At 40.8% G+C, this 19146-nt stretch carries 8 protein-coding genes; 5 read left to right on the forward strand and 3 right to left on the reverse strand.

All coding sequences use genetic code 11. The annotated features are described in order from the left end of the window. Positions 1 to 352: 352 nt before the first annotated feature. The 3 genes from K8O68_RS04730 (at position 353) to K8O68_RS04740 (ending at position 2756) form a co-directional block, all read left to right on the forward strand. Positions 353 to 1009 carry an adenine nucleotide alpha hydrolase family protein gene (locus tag K8O68_RS04730; protein ID WP_230895789.1) on the forward strand — a complete coding sequence of 219 codons (657 nt, stop codon included), beginning with the start codon at positions 353 to 355 and terminating at the stop codon, positions 1007 to 1009. A 286-nt stretch (positions 1010 to 1295) separates the two neighbouring features. Further along, positions 1296 to 2051, forward strand: a complete 756-nt coding sequence (locus tag K8O68_RS04735; protein WP_230895790.1) for a PadR family transcriptional regulator — start codon at positions 1296 to 1298, stop codon at positions 2049 to 2051. Between the two features lie 528 nt (positions 2052 to 2579). Next, positions 2580 to 2756, forward strand: coding sequence for a hypothetical protein (locus K8O68_RS04740; RefSeq protein ID WP_230895791.1), 177 nt, complete (start codon positions 2580 to 2582; stop codon positions 2754 to 2756). A 197-nt stretch (positions 2757 to 2953) separates the two neighbouring features. On the opposite strand, the gene K8O68_RS04745 is transcribed toward K8O68_RS04740, so the two are convergent. Both K8O68_RS04745 and K8O68_RS04750 read right to left on the reverse strand, forming a co-directional pair. After that, entirely contained in the window at positions 2954 to 3508 is a 555-nt protein-coding gene (locus K8O68_RS04745; RefSeq protein WP_230895792.1) for a class D sortase, read from the reverse strand. 327 nt (positions 3509 to 3835) lie between these two features. Beyond that, entirely contained in the window at positions 3836 to 12400 is an 8565-nt protein-coding gene (locus K8O68_RS04750; protein ID WP_230895793.1) for a Cna B-type domain-containing protein, read from the reverse strand. Positions 12401 to 12724: 324 nt separating this feature from the next. Between K8O68_RS04750 and K8O68_RS04755 the strand changes: the two genes are divergently transcribed. Further along, a complete protein-coding gene (locus K8O68_RS04755; RefSeq protein WP_230895794.1) occupies positions 12725 to 15739 on the forward strand; it encodes an ATP-binding protein in 3015 nt (1004 codons plus the stop codon). Positions 15740 to 15840: 101 nt separating this feature from the next. Here the strand turns inward: K8O68_RS04755 and K8O68_RS04760 are convergent, their stop codons facing one another. Beyond that, complete coding sequence (locus K8O68_RS04760) at positions 15841 to 16971, reverse strand: response regulator (RefSeq protein WP_230895795.1); 1131 nt, start codon at positions 16969 to 16971, stop codon at positions 15841 to 15843. Positions 16972 to 17696: 725 nt separating this feature from the next. Here K8O68_RS04760 and K8O68_RS04765 point away from each other — a divergent pair. Beyond that, on the forward strand, positions 17697 to 18953 hold the full coding sequence (locus tag K8O68_RS04765) for an Nramp family divalent metal transporter (RefSeq protein ID WP_230895796.1): 1257 nt from the start codon (positions 17697 to 17699) through the stop codon (positions 18951 to 18953). The last annotated feature ends 193 nt before the right edge of the window (positions 18954 to 19146 follow it).

Here is a 19146-nt window from a genome sequence, read left to right on the forward strand (position 1 = left end):
AATTTATTAGACACGGGGTGGTTAATATAACAAAATATTTTATGTTACTGATGCAACCCGGACTCTTTAAGTTAGTGGAAAAACTGTAGTTTAATAAATGTAAAATATTATTAAAGCGCTTTCAACAGATTTCCCACTTTCTTAGTATTCTCATCGTTAACTATCATGGTTTTTTCGAATGGCCCCCTTCTATGTTTTACGACCTATACTTGTCGCTCTGACGGTTTACTGTTCAGTTTTAAAATTGCTTTTGGTACCGTAATATCCTATAATTTACTTTGGTGATTCTGTCAATTGCCAAGGTACGCCCGCATTTTAGTTTTTACTATCTCTAGCAGAAAGAAGGATTAAAATGAATAAAGAAAAGATTTTAGTATGTGTAAATTATGGACAGACCGGCAGAAGATTAATAAGACGAGCAGGACAGCTTTCCGGTAAATTAGGAGCGAAGTTAATCATCTTGATTATTGATACGTTGGCGGATGATGAATTTGTTTATCATAAAGAAATTGATATCTCAGTGTTTAAAGAACTTGCCAAAGCATACGAAGCGACAGTAGTTATAAAAAAAGCCAAAGCAGTAGACCTCACATCTACCATAATTAATACAGCCAAAAAGGAAAATATTTCGCAAATTATTTTAGGTCAGACGGTTGAAAGCGTGTGGGCTTCAATATTAGGGCGCTCGTTAATTGATGTCTTGTTAAAAGAAGTCACTTCTGCTGATATTACAGTTATTCCAAGGGAGCGCTCCTCGGCCCAGGAGGAATGGGAATATGACCTGGGAACAAAGGCATTCCTGTCGGAAGAGGAAGATGGTACTTTCAACTTGCAGTTTGAAAAAGACAGGAATACTAAATATGAAGGAGTCTTTTTAAAGTCTCTGTACACGGAATTTGATAATGGAATATTTGCTTTTTTATCAGATAATGACACGACAATGGAAGTACGTGTAATTGACGGAAAAGTATTCTCCCTAGTAGATATTGATGAAAGTGATTTAAATTAAAATCAACAATTCCCCCTGAGAAAAATTTCAGTATTTTGTTTATGTTTAAAATATAGAAAGTACCGGATTGATGAAGAGTCTGGTACTTTTTAATTTGCACGTTCATTTTAATAACAGCTTTTATCTACCAACTACTTAGTTGTTAGTGTATAATCTCTTTCAGGTTTAGTTTGGAAACATTGCAAAAAAAGCATAAGGCGGGCATTTTAAAACAAAATGAGTTGACTTTTTTATAAATAATATTATTTACTGTCTAGTAAAAATAATTACTCAGGGGGATAGTTAAATGCCAGAAATGTCAGATTCTTTAAAAAAGATAGGCCTTACTCAAAAGGACGTTCTGTACCTAATTATTTTACAAATAATAAATAACACACCAGCACATGCTGCAGAAATTCACCGTCTGGTCTCAGAATATTCAAGGAAAGATAAATTCGGTCCCACGCGTTCAAGAACCTATATTTATAAAACAATAGAAGAACTCCGGGAGACTCATCTAATTCAATTTCAGAAGGATGGAAGAAAGAAAATATTTTACTTAACCGAGCAAGGGGCCGAAAATCTTAAGGATTATCGGAAAAAAATCTATCCGACTTTGATAACACTTGCCAAAATAACAGAACACATGAAAACGATAATTTCCTCTCAGACATTAATTCCATTCGGGACAGAGCCATCCTCTCAAGAGAAACGATACCTAAGCAAACTGGTTAACGTTAAAGGATTAATACGGTGGTATACACTGCATCGCCTTATTCAGGAAGGGCCCTTGCACGGCGGTCCTTTGTATAAAGAGATGAACATCTGGTTCGGATGGATGAATAATCACGGCTATTTTTATCAAGTGCTGAGAGAATTAGATAATGATGGATTAGTGTCAAGTACCTGGTTAGATGATGATACACGTGTACATCGCATATATCAGATTTCCGACTGTGGCAAAACTAAATTCAATCTTATTTCAAAACAAATGGAATCTCATATAAATGACGTTCATCAGGCTTTAAGATTTATGATTCAACAAATTGATCATACCTCTTAAAACTTGAGGAACAAAGCATTCTCTAACCAATGTTCAATATATTTTAAAGTGCTGCACTTAAACAGGCAGCGCTTTTTTCAATTTACCTCACTTAATCCACCTCTTTTTGTCTAAATGCATTGTTTCTTAATTAAAATAAAGGATCGCATCAACCCGTTTGCAGAGTATAGGACGTTATAATCGTTTTCTTTTTCCTGAATTGACAGCTACTTTAACAAAATAATCATTTTATGTACCTTTAGCAAGTAACATGGTATTATATATATATGAACAAATATCACATCACCATTATCTTAAATATAATAGAGTGTCTAGTTATCGAAGGGGGTGGTTCTCTTGCCGTCACTACTGGCTTTAAATATATTTTTGAAAAAGGAACCAAAACTTGAAAATTTGCGCGGCGCAGTACAGCCATTTGGCCTTTTTCAACACTCGGAAAATATGTAAGGTTGCATAAGAACTTAAATTACCAGAGGTTTATATAACTGATTGTAAATAAGCCTCTGAAAATAATCAGGAGGTAAAGTTGTGGCTACTACTACTCGTGGGAAGGTATTACGTGAATTAAAAAGTTCAGGGAGAGGCACATGCCCATTGTGCGGCCGGACACGAATAAAATTGCTTTATGATCACATAAATGAGGAAGGCGAAACGATTAAAGTATGTAAGATTTGCCGCCCTAAAAAGAAACTTATTAAGAAATAAGGCTCAGAGAGAAAATGAGTTGGAGTAAAATTACAAAGTGCCTGTCCATTGCTTTTAAGCAGTTGGACAGGCACTTTGTAATTACTCAGTTTAAAGCACGCACATGTTTAACTGTTTTTTAAACCCTTGTCTCAGGTTTTACTTGTTAACAACATTCAGTTCCTATAATAAAACTTTTACATTTAATCCGCTCCATCCTATTTTGCACTGGTCAGTTCCGCCTCAATTATATACCTGTCCGGCGCATCCCCTAAAAGGTGGAAAGGATAACACGTAGAGAGTGTCAGCGTCGCTTCATCTTTGTCAACCACAACGGACGTGTCCTCTGCAGATGTGATCCAGATATCACTGATAGCGTAAGTATATGAAACGCCATTGTATTCAACGATCATTTCATCTCCTTCCCGCAGATCGCCGAGTTCCCGGAAAACGGTGTCCCGGTGGCCGCTCAGCAACGTATGTCGTTCTTCCTCAGGGGTGCCGGTCCACTCGCTGTCATGCATGCCTACTCCTTGATCAAGCGTCTCATCATCTGTCCCCCAATATGTTAAATACTGCTTCTCTAAAACAGGAATCTTTAATACAGCAATTTCTTCACCATGTTCAAGAGAAGTTTTTTCAATTTCGCGGCTGGATGTTTCCCGTTCATCTTGGATTTCCATTACACCCGAGGTCGCTGATTGGTATTCAAAATAAAAATAGCCGATTATGCCTGCCCCAACTATTAGAAAAAACAGCCCTATTTTTTTCATAATCCAGTGACTCCTTTGGCTAAAGCGTTCGGTTCCTTTTATATAGCTTTCCCATTCGCCCACCGTTCACCTTTTAGATTAATGCTCATTGATTGGAAAACAAGCAGCTCTCACATACATAAGTCGTTCGTATGTGAAAGCTACTCATTTCTATAAACTAAACTCTGTTAAACTGGAGTATTGCCTCATAATAACTTTAATAAACTAAGGATCTGGCTTTCAGTTTATAATCCAGAGGACTAAAACTTCTGAGTGGCATAGTTCTCTTGTTCGTCTTGCAAGCTTTCCAAAGTAGCCACAGCCCTTATGTTCATATACAAAAATCGATTATGCTTTTCTTTGCCTGATTCGGCTGATTATAAGCAGGGCAAAACCTGTAAGAATGAACATTGCTCCGAACAGAAGCAGACTGAACATACTTGTTGCAGTTTGAGGCAGCACACCTCCGTCACCTTTCGTTCCGCTCTTCTTACCTTCACTGTCAGCCGGTTCATCTGAAAGATCACCAGAACCGCCATATTCAGACTCGTCTGTCAGCTCTTCTTCAGCTTCTTCCTCCGGTTCTTTCGGTATAAGAGTATTCGTAAGGTTAAAGCCATCTGCGTCCGAGCGGTATCCATCCACTTCGAGCTCACCAATGGTGTAATCATACTTAACACCTTTTTCATCAAATTTCGGCAGATCCATGAAAGCATATTTCCAATTATCAGCAGCGGTTACTTGTTTAGTTTTAAATGTCTCTCCGTTTTGATAGAGGACTACCACAATAGTCTCGGGACGGTCGTTTTCATTATCACCCTGCCACGTTTTCGTTCCTGACACAGACATGACACCTGTGCGAACGTTAATAATGTCGTAGCCATTATAGATTGATTCATACCCTTCTACCTCATCCTCTACAACTTTGTAAATATAGGCGGCACCCTGTTCATCGTATTCCGGCAAGCCTTCGAATCTATACATCCAGTTATCTTCTGCGGTGACGGCAGTCTCTCTAATAACTTCGCCATTTTGCAGAAGGGTCACTTCAATCATGTCAGGCCGGTCTTCTGACTCGCTATCCAGCCACGTTTTCGTCCCTTCCACATCCACAATTCCAATGCGTAAGTTTGTAATATTGAAGCCCTCGACTGAACTCTCATAACCTCTGACTGGTTTCTCTTCGACCGTGTAGCTGTAGGCTATCCCCTGGTCATCATATTCCGGCAAGTTCTCAAACGTATAGATCCAGCCATTCTCTGCGGTGACTTCCGCTTCTCTGAATACTTCACCATTTTGAAGAAGGACCACTTCGATCATGACCGGCCGGTCTTCTGACTCATCATCCAGCCATTCTTTCGTTACCTCCGCAGAAATTTCACCGGATCGGACGTTCGTAATATCATAGCCATTCACGTACGATGCATAGCCTTCGATCTCATGCTCCTCCACAGTATACGTAATGGACTGCCCATTTTCGTCATAAGCATCAAGATTTTCAAACTTATACTCCCAGTCATTGTCCGCCGTAACGTTTACCGTTTTAAATACAGCACCGTTTTTCAGCAGATCAACCGTAATCTTTTCCGGACGGTCCCCTGACTCTCCATCTAACCAGGATTTTGTAACAGTGACTGAAGTTTTATCCGTTCGCGTGTTAATAATTTCAAAGCCATCGATTTCTGACTCATATCCAGGTACTCCATGTTCTGTCACTGTGTATGCATAAGCCTCACCTTGGTCATTAAATCCATCAAGGCCTGTAAAACTGTAAGCCCAATCCATGTCTGCGTTTATTTCCTGTGTCTCAATGACCACACCGTCTTGCAGTAAGTTCACCACAATCGTTTCCGGCCGGTCTTCCGGGTCGTCATCCAGCCAAGTCTTGGTCACATTAACATCAACGGTCCCAACGCGCAGATTCGTGATATGAAAACCATCAATCAATGTCTCATAACCACTGACGGGCTCTTCTTCTATCGAGTAACTGTATGCCACACCCTGATTATCATATTTGGGCAGGTTTTCAAACGTATAGCCCCAATCGTCTTCTGCGGTGATTTCCTGTGTCTCAATCACATTACCGTTCTGGAGCAGGTTAACCTCTATCTTGTCCGGACGGTCTTCTGACTCATCATCCATCCATTCTTTCGTGACCTCCGCAGAGGTTTCGCCCGACCTGACGTTTGTCATGGAAAAACCTTCATCAGTTTCCATTATTGATTGCTGTTCATAACCTGCAACAGGTTCTTCTTCAACTGTGTATAAATAAGCTTTCCCTTCATCATCAAAGGCAGGTAATTCTTCGAATACATGAACCCAATTACTGCCATCCCCAGGGTCAGTAACTATTACCTCTTCAAGTTCCACGTTGTTTTGGAAAAGTTTTAGTGTAATCTCATCAGGGCGGTCAGACATATCTTCATCAAACCAGATTTTTTCTACTTCAACAGCTGTTGTGCCAGTTCTTGTGTTGATAAGGTCATAGCCGTTTATTTCTGCCTCATATCCCTCCGGTACTGCCGCTTCCTCTACTGTATACGTATAAGGAATACCATCGGAATCAAATTCGTCCAAACCTGTAAAACTGTAAGTCCAATCCCCGTCTTCAGTAACAACCTGTTCTTCAAGGAAACCGTCATCCCCTTCACGGGTCAGTTCTACAGTGATCTCATCAGGGCGTTCCTGCCAATTGTTATCAAGCCATATTTTCCCGCCTTCTACTTCTATCAGTCCTGAACGGACATTTGTAATCGTAAAAGTGTCCCCCACTTCAGAAATACTCGTATCATAACCTGCAACCGGGATCTCTTCTACTTTATAGTCATATTCTTTCCCCTGATCATTAAATGCTGGCAGGCCTTCAAAAACGTAAGTCCAATCCCCTTCACTATCCGGGCTGATATCCTGAAGACTCAAAGCGTCTTCAGGATATTCCTCTTCATCATACAGCTTTTGGAACAGTTCGATTGAAATGCTGTCTGGCCGGACTGCAGTTCCTTCTTCATCTCTCCATTCTTTAAAAACTGCAATATCTTTTTCACCAGAACGCACATTAATTATCTCAAAACCGTTATCCATATCTCCTGTAATATCTTTTAACGTATAGTTACCATCCTGATCTGTTTCTATAATTGTATAGTCGTAAAGGGCACCATTTGCATCATATACAGGTAAATCAGTGAAAGTGTAGGTCCATGGTTCACTTATAGTAACAGTTTCACCTAAAGGGTCCTCGTTTTGAAGAAGATGTATCGTTACGTTGTCCGGACGGTCCTCGAGACGGTTATCATCATCTTGCCACGTTTTTGCGACATCGATGTCCCGTATCTGAACGTTCGTCATCTCAAAGCCTTCTTCAGCGTTTCCTGTAATGCTTCCTTCAAGCTGATAGTTGGCTACATCCTGTTCTGCAATTGTATAGTCATATTTTTCTCCGTTCGAATCCACCGCTTCTAACTCTTCAAATGTATAACCCCAGTTATCATCGCTTGTGAGGTTCGCTTCGTCCAGCTTTTCGCCGTTTTGTAACAGATCAACGGTAATGGTTTCTGGCCTTAAACCGGCCTCATCACCATCGTCATTCCACTGTTTCACAACGTTGAAGTCAACTAATTCATAGTTTAATACATCTAACTCAACCTCTTCATGAGAACCAAACTCAATTTCGAATTCAATGTCGCCCCAATGCCCTTGATAACCATCAAGCGGTTCTGTTTCTTTGAAAACATACTGGCCCGGCCGCAGATCTGCAACTAAGATCTGACCATTTTCATCAGTGGTGTGAGTTGTTTCATCGTACGAACCATTATTGACTAATGAAGTGGCTCTTAAAGTAAACTCGACACCTTCGAGAAGTTCTTCTGAGTCGCCGTCTATTTTCGTGAGTGCCACTGCACCGGTGATAATGTTATTCTCAACCGTTTCGATTGTCAGCGTTTCAGTGCCTGCTCCTGCCTGTACTTCAAAAGCTTCAGTTAACCCGTCTCCTTTAATCGTATAGCCATTTGGAGCAGCAGTTTCCTTTAATTGATATTCACCTATCGGCAGTCCTGTAATAGTTAACTCACCATTCTCATCTGTTACTAAGCCTGTAAATCCGTCAATGCTATTATCCGGGTTTTCGGCTTCCACTACGTCAAATACTGCACCTTCCAGCTTGTAGCCGCTGTCTGCATCTTCCTTTTGCAGCTGGACATCTGCATATGGGCTGTTTACGAATTCAGTGCTTACCGTCCGGCTATATCCAACATCATCAAGTGTCACCTCTATTTCAATAGCCTCATCACTTTTAATATAGCCTTCTGGTGACTCAATTTCGTCTATTTTATAAGTTCCGGGTTTTAAGCCCTCAAAAATAACAATTCCATCTTCATTTGTGGGTGCAGTCTGCTCATCCACTTCATATTTTCCATCTTTATAAGTCAGAGTAAACTCAGCACCGGCTAGAGGCTGACCGTTAATATCATCTATTTTCGTTAATTCAATTGATGTTGTCTGGACGCCGTTATCAATTGTTCCTTCACCAATTTTAATCGGTTCGTCCTGGCTTCGCTCTATTTCAAATGCTATCGGCTCATCCTCTGCCGCTTCAAATCCGAATGGCGCCCCGGTTTCCACCAATTGATAATATCCCGGCCGCAAATCACCAGTTTCAACTAACCCATCTTCATTAGAAGTAACCGTACGTACCACAACACCTGAGGCTGCCTGAACTTCAAATACAGCACCTTCAAGCCCCGTGGAAGGGTTATCAGCATCTACTTTGGTAATAAACGCACTTCCCTGAATCAGCTCATTCTCTACTGTTACTTCATCAATTTCCGTTTGTTTTTCATCAATCGTGAAATGATGTTCATCTGTATTTCCCTGATAATCTACTGCCGGCTGCGTTTCGACAAAGTAATAGTCACCCGGTTCTAAATCTTCTATATAAATAAAGCCATTCTCATCTGTTGTAAATGTGGCAATTACGGAATCGTCAATTGCATCCCATAATTCAAAAATGACGCCTTCCAGAGTTTCTCCATCAGTGCCATCAACCTTTGTCAATTGAACGTGGCGCTTAATTTCTTTGTTAGTAATCTCAACTTCTGTACTGCTTTGATTAACTGTCACTGTTTCAGTATCGTCTATCCCCGCCACATAACCTTCAGGTGCTTCTGACTCTTTTAACAGATAGTCACCATATAATAGATTGTTAAACTCAACAATCCCATCCTCATCAGTTACGGCCGTTCTAAGTAACACCTCTCCAGAGTCATCATATAGTTCAAACGTTGCCCCTTCCAAAGTTTCGCCCGTGTCGTCAAAGTCCACCTTTGTAACTTGCAGGGAACCGACTTCACCAGAAATTGAACCTCTGATATTATCGAAACTAATAGCATTTGATGTTCCGTCGCTACCACTGATGTCTTCTTCGCCTTCCCCTTCAAACATTACTGTGTTGGCGATTTTCCCATCACCTTCGTATAAAATATACGTATCATATTCTAAAACGTATGCCCTGTCGACCTCATTATTAAACTCGACTGTAAACGACTCCTGGCCACTTTCGTCTCCCGCAAATTCCAGAGAGTAATCTTCGCCTTCTTCTAAAACCGCATCCGGATCTTTTTTAATATTATTCCCATCAATTGTTGTTCCGTAAATAACTACCGTATCTCTTAAAATTGTCTGATTAACACTTGGTGTATCAACAATTTCAAAATCTGTAACAGTTGACTGGCTGAAGTTAATATTAATCCCCCAATTAACGATACGCCCATTACCTTCATTTTGCTGTCCAGTCTTTGTTGAAAACTCACCTCCGTAGCGGGGGGTTACCGAAGCAGACAAACCAATATCTTCATTGTTAGAACTGGATACAATCGCTTCATTATTGTATTCATCTTTAACGATTTGACCGTTAAGATCTGTGGTATACTGAATAACGTAACCAGTCGTTATATCACCGAGAGTGACGGTAAAGCCAGGTTCCTCATCAGGACCTTCAGCAGCTTCGATCACAGCATCGGTAACATCGTCCCCTGGTTCATAACCATTGGCACTTCCGGTCAGGTTCATCTCATAAACTTTAACACTATCAATGTCAAAGTTCTGGTTGCCTAAAATATAGTCTTTCACTACGGCATTGTTAAGTGTTTCATTATTATAGTTAACTCCAATGGTCCATGTAATTTCTTTATTCTCAATGTCGTAGTTGCCATATTTAAATCCGTTATTTTTCGTATAATCATCCGGGTCAAACGTAGCTTCACCCTCACGTGTAACCGTCTCTGATTGACCTTCAGGCACCCATTCAAGCACAGCATTGTTTGTGTAGCCGTCATTTCCTCTGCCTGCTTCATCAAAGTCAATGAAAGTTGTATATCTAATATCAACACGTTTCTCTAAATCCTGATTAAACTCTATTCTGATTTCCCGTGTTGATTCATCATAGCTATAGATATACTGCTCATCATTTGACCAGGCAGCTCCATCATACAGCACCTCAAATTCTTCCGGTGAAAATCCTTCCGGCAATGTATCCGTAAAGACAACATCCTTCATTACTTGTTCATCACGATTAATTATCACCGACCAGGTCGTTTCTTTAGCTTCGTAGTCAGTGGAACCGTGTGATTTAATGAAGATCCCCTGGCTGATGGAACTGCTGCCTTCTGATGTATTATTGAATTCATCTAAAATCGTATTATCTACCGTGATATCCTCATCCACACGATCGATAGCTGTGGTCTGATACAAAATTTTATAAGCACCATCAATCTGTTCTGTAAATTGGAATTCGAAACCATCATCAGTCACTGCAAAAGAATAATCGTCAGAGTCGACAGATTCCGTTCTCACTTCTTCTCCAGTATCCTGATCAATTTCCACAGCCTTTACGTCAAAGCTGTTATCCACTAATTCCTGGTTATCCCCAAAACTATCAGTCAGCTTCGCGTCTTCCTGTGAAATCACTTTTTCATCATAGTTATATCTCACTTCCCAAGTGATTGTCTGGGAAACGTCATCGTAATTTACAGCTTCTTTCTCGAGAGGCTGGCCCCGTGTTACAGATACACTCGCTTCTGTACTGACAGGATCATATTCATCGCCAGTTAATGTCACGTTGTTTTTATATGTTTCTCCGGTCATATCGTTGACTTCTGTTTCATAAACAACCCGGTAGGCAGAATCAATCGTTCCAAGCTCAAGCGGAAACACAGATCCAAACCCGTGATCTGTTAATTCAACAGCGCCATCAACGTTACCGTTGGCATTCATATCCAATTGGTAAACTTTCAAAGAGCCATCTATAAATGAATGGCCCCCTTCTGTTAAGACATCCTCTAATACTGCGTTGCCAATTGTCTGGAGGTTTTTATTAAAATCGACCGTCCATTCAATTGTTTCTGTATTGTAGCCGCGATTCCCGCTCCCTTGTTTTTCAATGGCAGACGCATCCGGAATAAACTTAATTGGAAACTCTACATTTTCTTCCTCTGCAACAGGAAATGTAATGGTGTCTCCAGTAGCTGGCCCGTCATAGTTGTCATCCATATTGGATTCCAGACTTATGTTTCCGGAAATGTCAGATTCCATCTGAATATTTTCATTGAATGTGATAATAATGTCATTGCTATCTGTATAGAATGTCCCAAAAACAGTGCCATCTCCTCTAACCAGGTCCTGTTGTTCTGAGTCTGGAACCTGAGGAATGTTGAACATTTCCGGGACCTCAATTGTGAAAGTTGATCCCTCACCATAAGTATGATTATTAGGTAAAGCAAAATCGTAATCCAGTACGAACTTTGATTGACTGTAAGGACTTTCTATAACAATTTCCTCTCCGTCCTGGAGTTCGGTGCCATCCCGTGTCAACGTCACACCAGTAATTATATTTTCAGTAATTTCAGTACTCGCAGCAGAAAAATCATGTGCAGTTGCCAATGAATCGTCTTCACCGGACGTCTTTTCCTGTTCGGACTGAGTCTTGTCACTATACTCGTCTTGGTCATTCAATTCATTTTTCGTGCCGTTTTTTTCATTATCTTCAGCTGCTTCCTCATTTTCTGTGCCGGTTTCTTCGTTCCCTTCAGCTGCTTCCTCATTTTCTGTGCCGGTTTCTTCGTTCCCTTCAGCTGCTTCCTCATTTTCCGTGCCAGTTTCTTCGTTCCCTTCAGCTGCTTCCTCATTTTCCGTGCCAGTTTCTTCATTTCCTTCAGTTGCTTCCTCATTTTCCGTGACGATTTCTTCGTTCCCTTCAGCTGCTTCCTCATTTTCCGTGACGGTTTCTTCGTTCCCTTCAGCTGCTTCCTCATTTTCCGTGCCAGTTTCTTCATTTCCTTCAGCTGAATCTTCATTTATCTCATCTGATTCTTCTTTCTTCTCCTCATCTGTTGAACTTTCGTTATCAACCGATTCTTCAGATGGGTTATCGGTTGACTCCTCAGGGTCAGACCCATCTTCCTCCTTTTCACTGGTTACTACAGCATCAAAATAGATAGTGCCTTCAACTTCCTCAAACTCTTGAATGAACTCATTAAAGATAACCTTTAATGTTCCATCAGGTGATATGTCATACGTCCCAACTCCCACGTCCTCTTTCTCTGCACCTTGCTCAATGGTCAAAGAACCTGACTTTCCCATTTCTATATGTATATCATCAAGCAGGACCAGTGATTCTGAATAGTCTTCTTTTATCTTAACTTCTGCATCAGACCATGAAACTTCTACGTTTATTTTTTTTGAGTTATCCACTTTCTCCAAGTCAACTTGCTCACCTTCATTATCAGTAAACGTTATATCGGAAAAAACACTTGAATCATTGTCACTTGCTGAAGCTGCGTGCTGGATAAACAGACTGCTTGACAGCGTTTGAAAAACCAAAGCCATGATTAGCAGCATGTTCAGTGTCTTTTTAACCATTGTAATCCTCTCTTTCTCTTTAATTATTTTTTAATTCATTGAGTTACACACACTTAAAATGACTGATCCATTCAAGTATGAATCAGTTTAAACATTTAATATAATTTTTGAATTTCAAGTAACGCATACTCTATCTGCTGGTAAATGTGGTACAGTGAAAACGGGTGGAACAGCATTAAACAAGTTTAATTTAATGAGTTATTACTAGTTTCACGTAACATTCCTCCCTCCGAAAATGACATTTATTAGACTGATATACAATTTTCAGTTTACTGAACGAAACTGTACAATTTCTATACAACACAACAAAAGCAGGAGCATTCTATGCAAAACAAGTCACCAAAAATCAACATCATACTTTTTACCTTGTTAACTGTTATTATTATTCTGAGTTTCAGAGTGAGCTGGCTTAATTACTTTCAACCAGAAACGTTCCACCCAGTGGAGAATGGATATATTGACCTTACTGATGCGGCTCTCTCCGAGGATAAGTATTATTTACTGGAGGGGGAATGGCATTTCTACCCTGAAAAATGGATAGACCCGGCTGATATTCCTGAAGAAAGTGTTACAGTCAGTGTTCCATCTAACTGGCCGGATGAGCTTCTCAATTCCGATCAAAGTATGATTGGGAAAGGATCTTATCACCTGCAAATAGATTTACCTGAAGATATTAGCAATGAAGCAGGGATCCGGTTTTACGAGATCATAGCCGCTGCAGAAATATATGTAAATGGTCTTTCAGTTTACACACGCAATGACTTGAATCATTCTTGGGGAGACAAAGGGATGCAACGGGGGCCGGTGGATATTTATTTTGAGCCACCTGAAGGCGAGACACTCGATATCGTCGTTCATGTATCCAACTTCAATCAGACAGCACAAGGCGGAATTAATCAGGATGTGGTTATCAGTTCAGGTGACCAAATCAGTTCCCTGTCATTTCTCTCTAAAGCACTTCAGTTTTCTGCAGGGGTCATTTTAATTCTCCATGCCCTTTATGCATTTATACTCTATTTCATGCAAAAAAAATTCGCCGCAACGTTTCTAGTTACATTCGGTTTTATGCTTCTTCTATTTGCATTCGGTATATTTATTGACGATGAGACACTTTACATGCCGCCTTTAACTATGTCAGAACATTCAAGGCTGCTGTTAACGATATTTGTGAGTACATTATTTGTAATGTTCAAAATTATATCTGATATATTTAACGTTTCGAAGCGTAAAAACAGACACGTTTTTGTCCTTTATATCTCACTCATAGGTCTCATCATGTTTTTCCCTTATGAAAATTTAAGGGTTCTCGTCCGGTTCATTTTCGGAGTTTATCCTGTCGTTATCGGTTCCATGATTTATTTTACTGTTTGTTCGATTTTGAGAGGAAATACATATGGCTATTTCATCCTGGCATTCCTGTTGGCATATTCGTCTAATGCTGTATGGGGGGCTTTAATAAAAATAAATGTCATTCATATTCCTTTCTATCCATTCGACTTTATTTTTTCCATGGTGGCTTTAATAGCACTCGTTTTAAAACGCCACTCTGACGTAACAAATGAAAACGAAAAACAGGCTGATCTTATTATCCAAAATGAGAAGAGTAAAGACACATTTCTGGCGAATACGGCGCATGAGCTCAGAAATCCGCTTCATGGAATTATGGTCATCAATGACACGCTTTTGAATCATCTCAAAACCAAACCTAAAGATGAGATTGAGAAAGATTTGATTCTCAGCCATAAGATTGCCCTTCAAATGAAATTTATCCTTGATGACCTTCAGGATTACACTCTTCTAAAAGAACAGCGGCTTCGGATTAATCGGAAACCTGTCAATATTCAGGCTGTCGTCACGACAATCAGAGACATCCTGATGTTTCAGACAAAAAGGGATTCAGTCCAGTTCAAGACAGACTTCCCTGACGATCTGTCTGCTGCTTACGGGGATGAACAACGCCTGTTTCAGATCTTCTATAATTTACTGCACAATGCCGTTAAATTTACAGAGAAGGGCGAAATCCGCGTTTCTGCCGTTTCCAGTAAAAACTGTCTTCACATCACAATAGCTGATTCCGGCCTCGGCATTACCCAGAAAGACTTAAACAGAATTCTTAATCCTTACGAAAAAGGAAACGACTCAACCCAGAGTGGAATTGGACTCGGGTTAAATATCAGCCGGGAGCTGACGTTATTACACGGCGGGGAATTTTCCATAGATTCCGCAGAGGATCAAGGTGTAACTGTAAACATCAAGCTTCCTTCTGCGAACAAAAAAAATATGAGTGATGAGACCGTTTTTTACGAAAATGGAGATGAAACGAAGTCTGCTGCAACATATGACGGTGCAGCTCCTGATTCACCTAAAGTTTTAATTGTGGACGACGATCCATTTAACCTGGATATACTCGAAAAAGCACTGCAGCCTGAATTTAACGTGGTTAAAGCATCTTCCGGCGAAGAGGGATTAGCCAAACTTTCCAAACAGACATTCTACCTTGTGATCAATGATGTGATGATGTCTGGAATGTCAGGTTATGAATTTACAAAAAACATCCGGAAGCACTATGATCTTGCAGAGTTACCCGTTTTACATTTAACAGCCAGACACCATACGGATGATATCATTACAGGATTAAATTCAGGCGCAAACGATTATGTAAGTAAACCAATTGAGCGTGAGGAATTACTTGCAAGAGTTCATACCCTGGTCAACTTGAAACGTGCTGCAAATGAAAAAGTGGAAACAGAAGCTGCCTGGCTTCAGGCTCAGATTAAACCTCACTTTCTCTACAATACAATGAACGCTATTGCCTCCCTCAGCCAAACAGCTCCCGATCAAATGGTTGATTTGCTGTATGAGTTTGGCGCCTATTTAAAAAACAGTTTCCAGCTCCCGCTGGAGAGTGGGCTGATCTCTTTATCTGATGAGCTTAAAATTATTAAACCGTATCTCTACATTGAACAAACACGTTTTCCGAAGAAACTCGAAGTCATCTATGACACCCAGGATGCTGACACTATCTTCATACCAAGATTGGCGATTCAAACGCTGGTTGAGAATGCTGTCAACCACGGCGCTCTTAAAAGCAACAAAAAGGGAATTGTGCGTTTAGAGTCCCGAAATAACAAACATGAAGCAACGATTACCATATCAGACAATGGGCCTGGGAATGTGCAGGAATTAACGAAATTTATTCAGCAACAGCATACTAGCGGCGTTGGTCTGATTAATTCTCATGAGAGGATCAAATTTATAAATTGTAAAGGGCTGACTATCGAAAAGAACAGCTTAGGCGGCATCAGTATCATTATCTCTATTCCTCACAAGGCAACGTAAGCACTGATTTTTTAAAAAACGTGGCTTATCTCGAACTCAGGGCGGACTGGCCCTTTTAACTGCTTTCTTAAAGATAAAAAGTAGCTATCCATTACTGATAGCTACTTTTTCTTTGAAGCCAGCCACTGTATGTACCATTCTTCTATTGAACGATCTGGCCTGACATCAAGCTCCTTTTGTAAAATGTTAACTAAAGTGCGATATTGCTGTTTGACCAGCTCAGCCCTGTTTTGAAGAGCATTAATTTTCATTATACGAAAATGGATTTCTTCATCAGTTTCATCTTCCTGTAAGATCTTCTGACACCAGTACAGCGCTTTAGTATATGTTTTAAGATTTTCATAATAAACCGCAAGAGCCAATGCTTTTTCACGCCACAGTGTCTTCTGGTTTAACCGTTCATCTCCAGGCCAGAGATAAACGCTGTGCTGGAGATAATTGCCGGAATATTCCTCGAGTAGTCTCTCCACTGTTTTCCTGTTCTCAAAATCATCCAAGTCATCTATGACTTTTAATGTTTTTTTCCAGTCAAACACATCAATCCGTAAATTGCTGACATCTAAGCGGTAGCCATCATCTTTACTTATGAGCTGTATATAAGGAGCGTAAGGTTTAATTTCCTTCCTGATATGATAGACTGTGGTATACAGCTGCGAAAAAGATTTTTCGATATTTTGTGTACTCCAGATGACCTCAACGATCTCTGATTTCTGTACGTTTTTATTATGATGATGTAAAAGATACAGAAACAATTCGCGCGCTTTCGCTGTTCTCCATGTTAACTCTTTTCCCTCGTTAACACTTTCACCTAAAGTTATGCCGTTTTTAATGCTGAGACATAATTCACTTAAGCTGGCAGGAGTTTCAGTAGTATTTTTTCGTTTATTGAGGCGCTCAATTGTATGACATAACCGTTCATAGCGAATGGGTTTGACCAAATAATCCACTGCGTCAATCTCAAAGGCTTTAACGGCAAAATCACGATGAGCTGTTACAAAAACAACATCAATATTCCTGTTTGCCTCTAAAAAATGTTCTGCTAATTCAAATCCGTTTAGCCCCGGCATCTCAATGTCTAAAAACAGGACATCGACAAGGTGTAATTCAATGGCCTTTAATGCTTGCTCAGAGTCTGAGAATCTGTAAATATTAGTCATTTTCCCGGTTCTCACAAGTAAGTTTTCAAGGTAATCCAAGGCCAGAATTTCGTCATCTACAATTAGTACATTCATAGATCCTACTCCCTCCTTAACAGAAACACTGCCGTGAAAACTATTTCACATAAAATGGGCTGACATCTTATTAAACTGGTAATCAATCCATATTCTATTTTTATTAAATGGCAAGATTCACTCATGAATAACGATGTTTTCAGCGTTACCATGTCGAAAACTGCATACAATAAAAGTCAAAACTAAAGCACCGTAATGAAAGCCATTTAACTCTTATAAAATGTCTTATGCGACCATATTATCATACACAATAATTCCTTAAAATATTAAAACTGGTTAGGATAGACTATTATATTTTAAGCTCCTGTTTCTCTTGAACCTGATTTAAGAGCCGGGGGTATGACTTTCGCAGCTACTTTTTCCTAAATAGCGAGACCGGCTGATCGCTGCTTCTCCTGCCGCAGCTGAACGTTTCATTTTCTGAATTCAATCAGCAGAGCTTCATGAATGATGAAGTACAGATTGAATATAGTAAGTCCATCAAATATCCCCGCCACTGCAGCAAATAACGCCTAGAGTGCATCAAATAATTCTGGAGGTTGTCCACTCCCATAATTACTGGCAGCGGCAACAGTTCCATCAGCCTCCCCTCTCCATACTTCAAGGGACACCCACTCCCTTGCCTGCTTATTTCCCTGGTTTAATCGGTTTGTCTCAGGGAATCGTTCACTATAAAAGAAAGAAAGCAGGCAAACTAATTTTTTTAGAAGATATGAGGTGATGATGTGGGCCAGGCACAGCGGCAGCCACAAGAGGAATCAAAGAGGAACATAATTATAGAGAAACTTAAGGTGGTCGGGCCGGGGGCCATTATTTCCGCCTCGTTCGTCGGGCCGGGAACAATTACAACTGCCACTGAGGCGGGGGCCTCTTTCGGGTACGCGCTGTTATGGGCGCTCGTGTTCTCAGTGATTACGACGATGGTGCTCCAGATGATGGTCGCAAGGCTTGGGATTGTGGCCAGAAAGGGGCTTGGCGCCGCTATAAGGGACCAATTTGCCCAGCCCGCAATTAAATACACCATTATGGGATTTGTGATCATTTCAATATTTACCGGATCGGCAGCTTATATGAGCGGGGATTTAAATGGAACGTCGCTCGGTCTGTCGACGTTAACAGGTTGGAATATTAATGCGATTGGCCCGTTTGTCGGGCTGGTTGTCCTGCTCATTGGACTGAGCGGCAGCTACAAGCTTATTGAAAAACTGATGATTGTGCTGGTCATTATAATGAGTACTGTTTTTATTACCACTATGGTTATTGCACAGCCTGATCTTGGTGGAATATTCACTGGTATTTTTGCGCCTTCAGTGCCGGCAGGCTCAATTATTACAATTGCCGCCCTTGTCGGGACAACGGTCGTGCCTTATAACTTGTTTATTCATTCCAATTCGGTACAGGAGCGGTGGAACGACCCTTCGCACTTAAATGATTCCAAATGGGATATTGCCATATCGATTGGAATGGGCGGGTTGATTTCAGGGTCCATATTGATCACTTCCGGGACGTTAATGCGCGGAGTGGAAGTCGAGACAGTCGCTGATCTGGCCATCCAGCTGGAACCGCTGCTTGGCGGCTGGGCTGAAACGTTTCTGGCGATCGGGATTTTCTCAGCGGGATTCTCTTCGATGACCGCAGCGGCGCTCGGCGCTTCCATTACGGTCAGCAGTGTACTTAAGTGGAAAAACGGCATGAAAAACTGGCGTTTCAGGGCGATTTTCGCGACAGTTATTCTGATTGGAGTTTTCAGTTTTGTCCTTAATTTTGAGCCGTTGGCCATTATTCTGTTTGCGCAGGCGCTGAATGGCATCCTGCTGCCGGGAATAGCCCTGCTCATTCTGATCATCATGAATAATAAGAACCTGCTTGGAAAATATACGAACTCAATGAAAGTGAATGTGATTGGAGTTATCGTTGTTATTGTCTGCTTTGGCATCGGCGGCTACAGTGTCTTCTCTGCGCTCACTGCCTTCTTTAATTAATATGGCTGCTGTTTCGGTAGCGCAAGAGCCCCGTGCCTTTTATGTACCAAACAGCCATGCTTTCCCGGCTGTGACGCCGTGGTGGTTCGCCCGGACACTTTTCCCGGGGCACCTTCCCCATAATTCCTGCGGAAAAAGGACTAATTGATAAATCACACTTTAAAAACAAGTTTGTCTGTTTAGAAAATCTAAA

Source organism: Salipaludibacillus sp. CUR1, from assembly GCF_021028955.1.
Classification (GTDB): Bacteria; Bacillota; Bacilli; order Bacillales; family Salisediminibacteriaceae; genus Salipaludibacillus.

What these genes read in the sequence shown, in the direction of transcription:
- K8O68_RS04730 (WP_230895789.1), top strand. Translation starts at nt 353, where the DNA reads ATGAATAAAGAAAAGATTTTAGTATGTGTAAATTATGGACAGACCGGC.
- K8O68_RS04735 (WP_230895790.1), top strand. Translation starts at nt 1,296, where the DNA reads ATGCCAGAAATGTCAGATTCTTTAAAAAAGATAGGCCTTACTCAAAAG.
- K8O68_RS04745 (WP_230895792.1), bottom strand. Translation starts at nt 3,508, where the DNA reads ATGAAAAAAATAGGGCTGTTTTTTCTAATAGTTGGGGCAGGCATAATC.
- K8O68_RS04750 (WP_230895793.1), bottom strand. Translation starts at nt 12,400, where the DNA reads ATGGTTAAAAAGACACTGAACATGCTGCTAATCATGGCTTTGGTTTTT.
- K8O68_RS04755 (WP_230895794.1), top strand. Translation starts at nt 12,725, where the DNA reads ATGCAAAACAAGTCACCAAAAATCAACATCATACTTTTTACCTTGTTA.
- K8O68_RS04760 (WP_230895795.1), bottom strand. Translation starts at nt 16,971, where the DNA reads ATGAATGTACTAATTGTAGATGACGAAATTCTGGCCTTGGATTACCTT.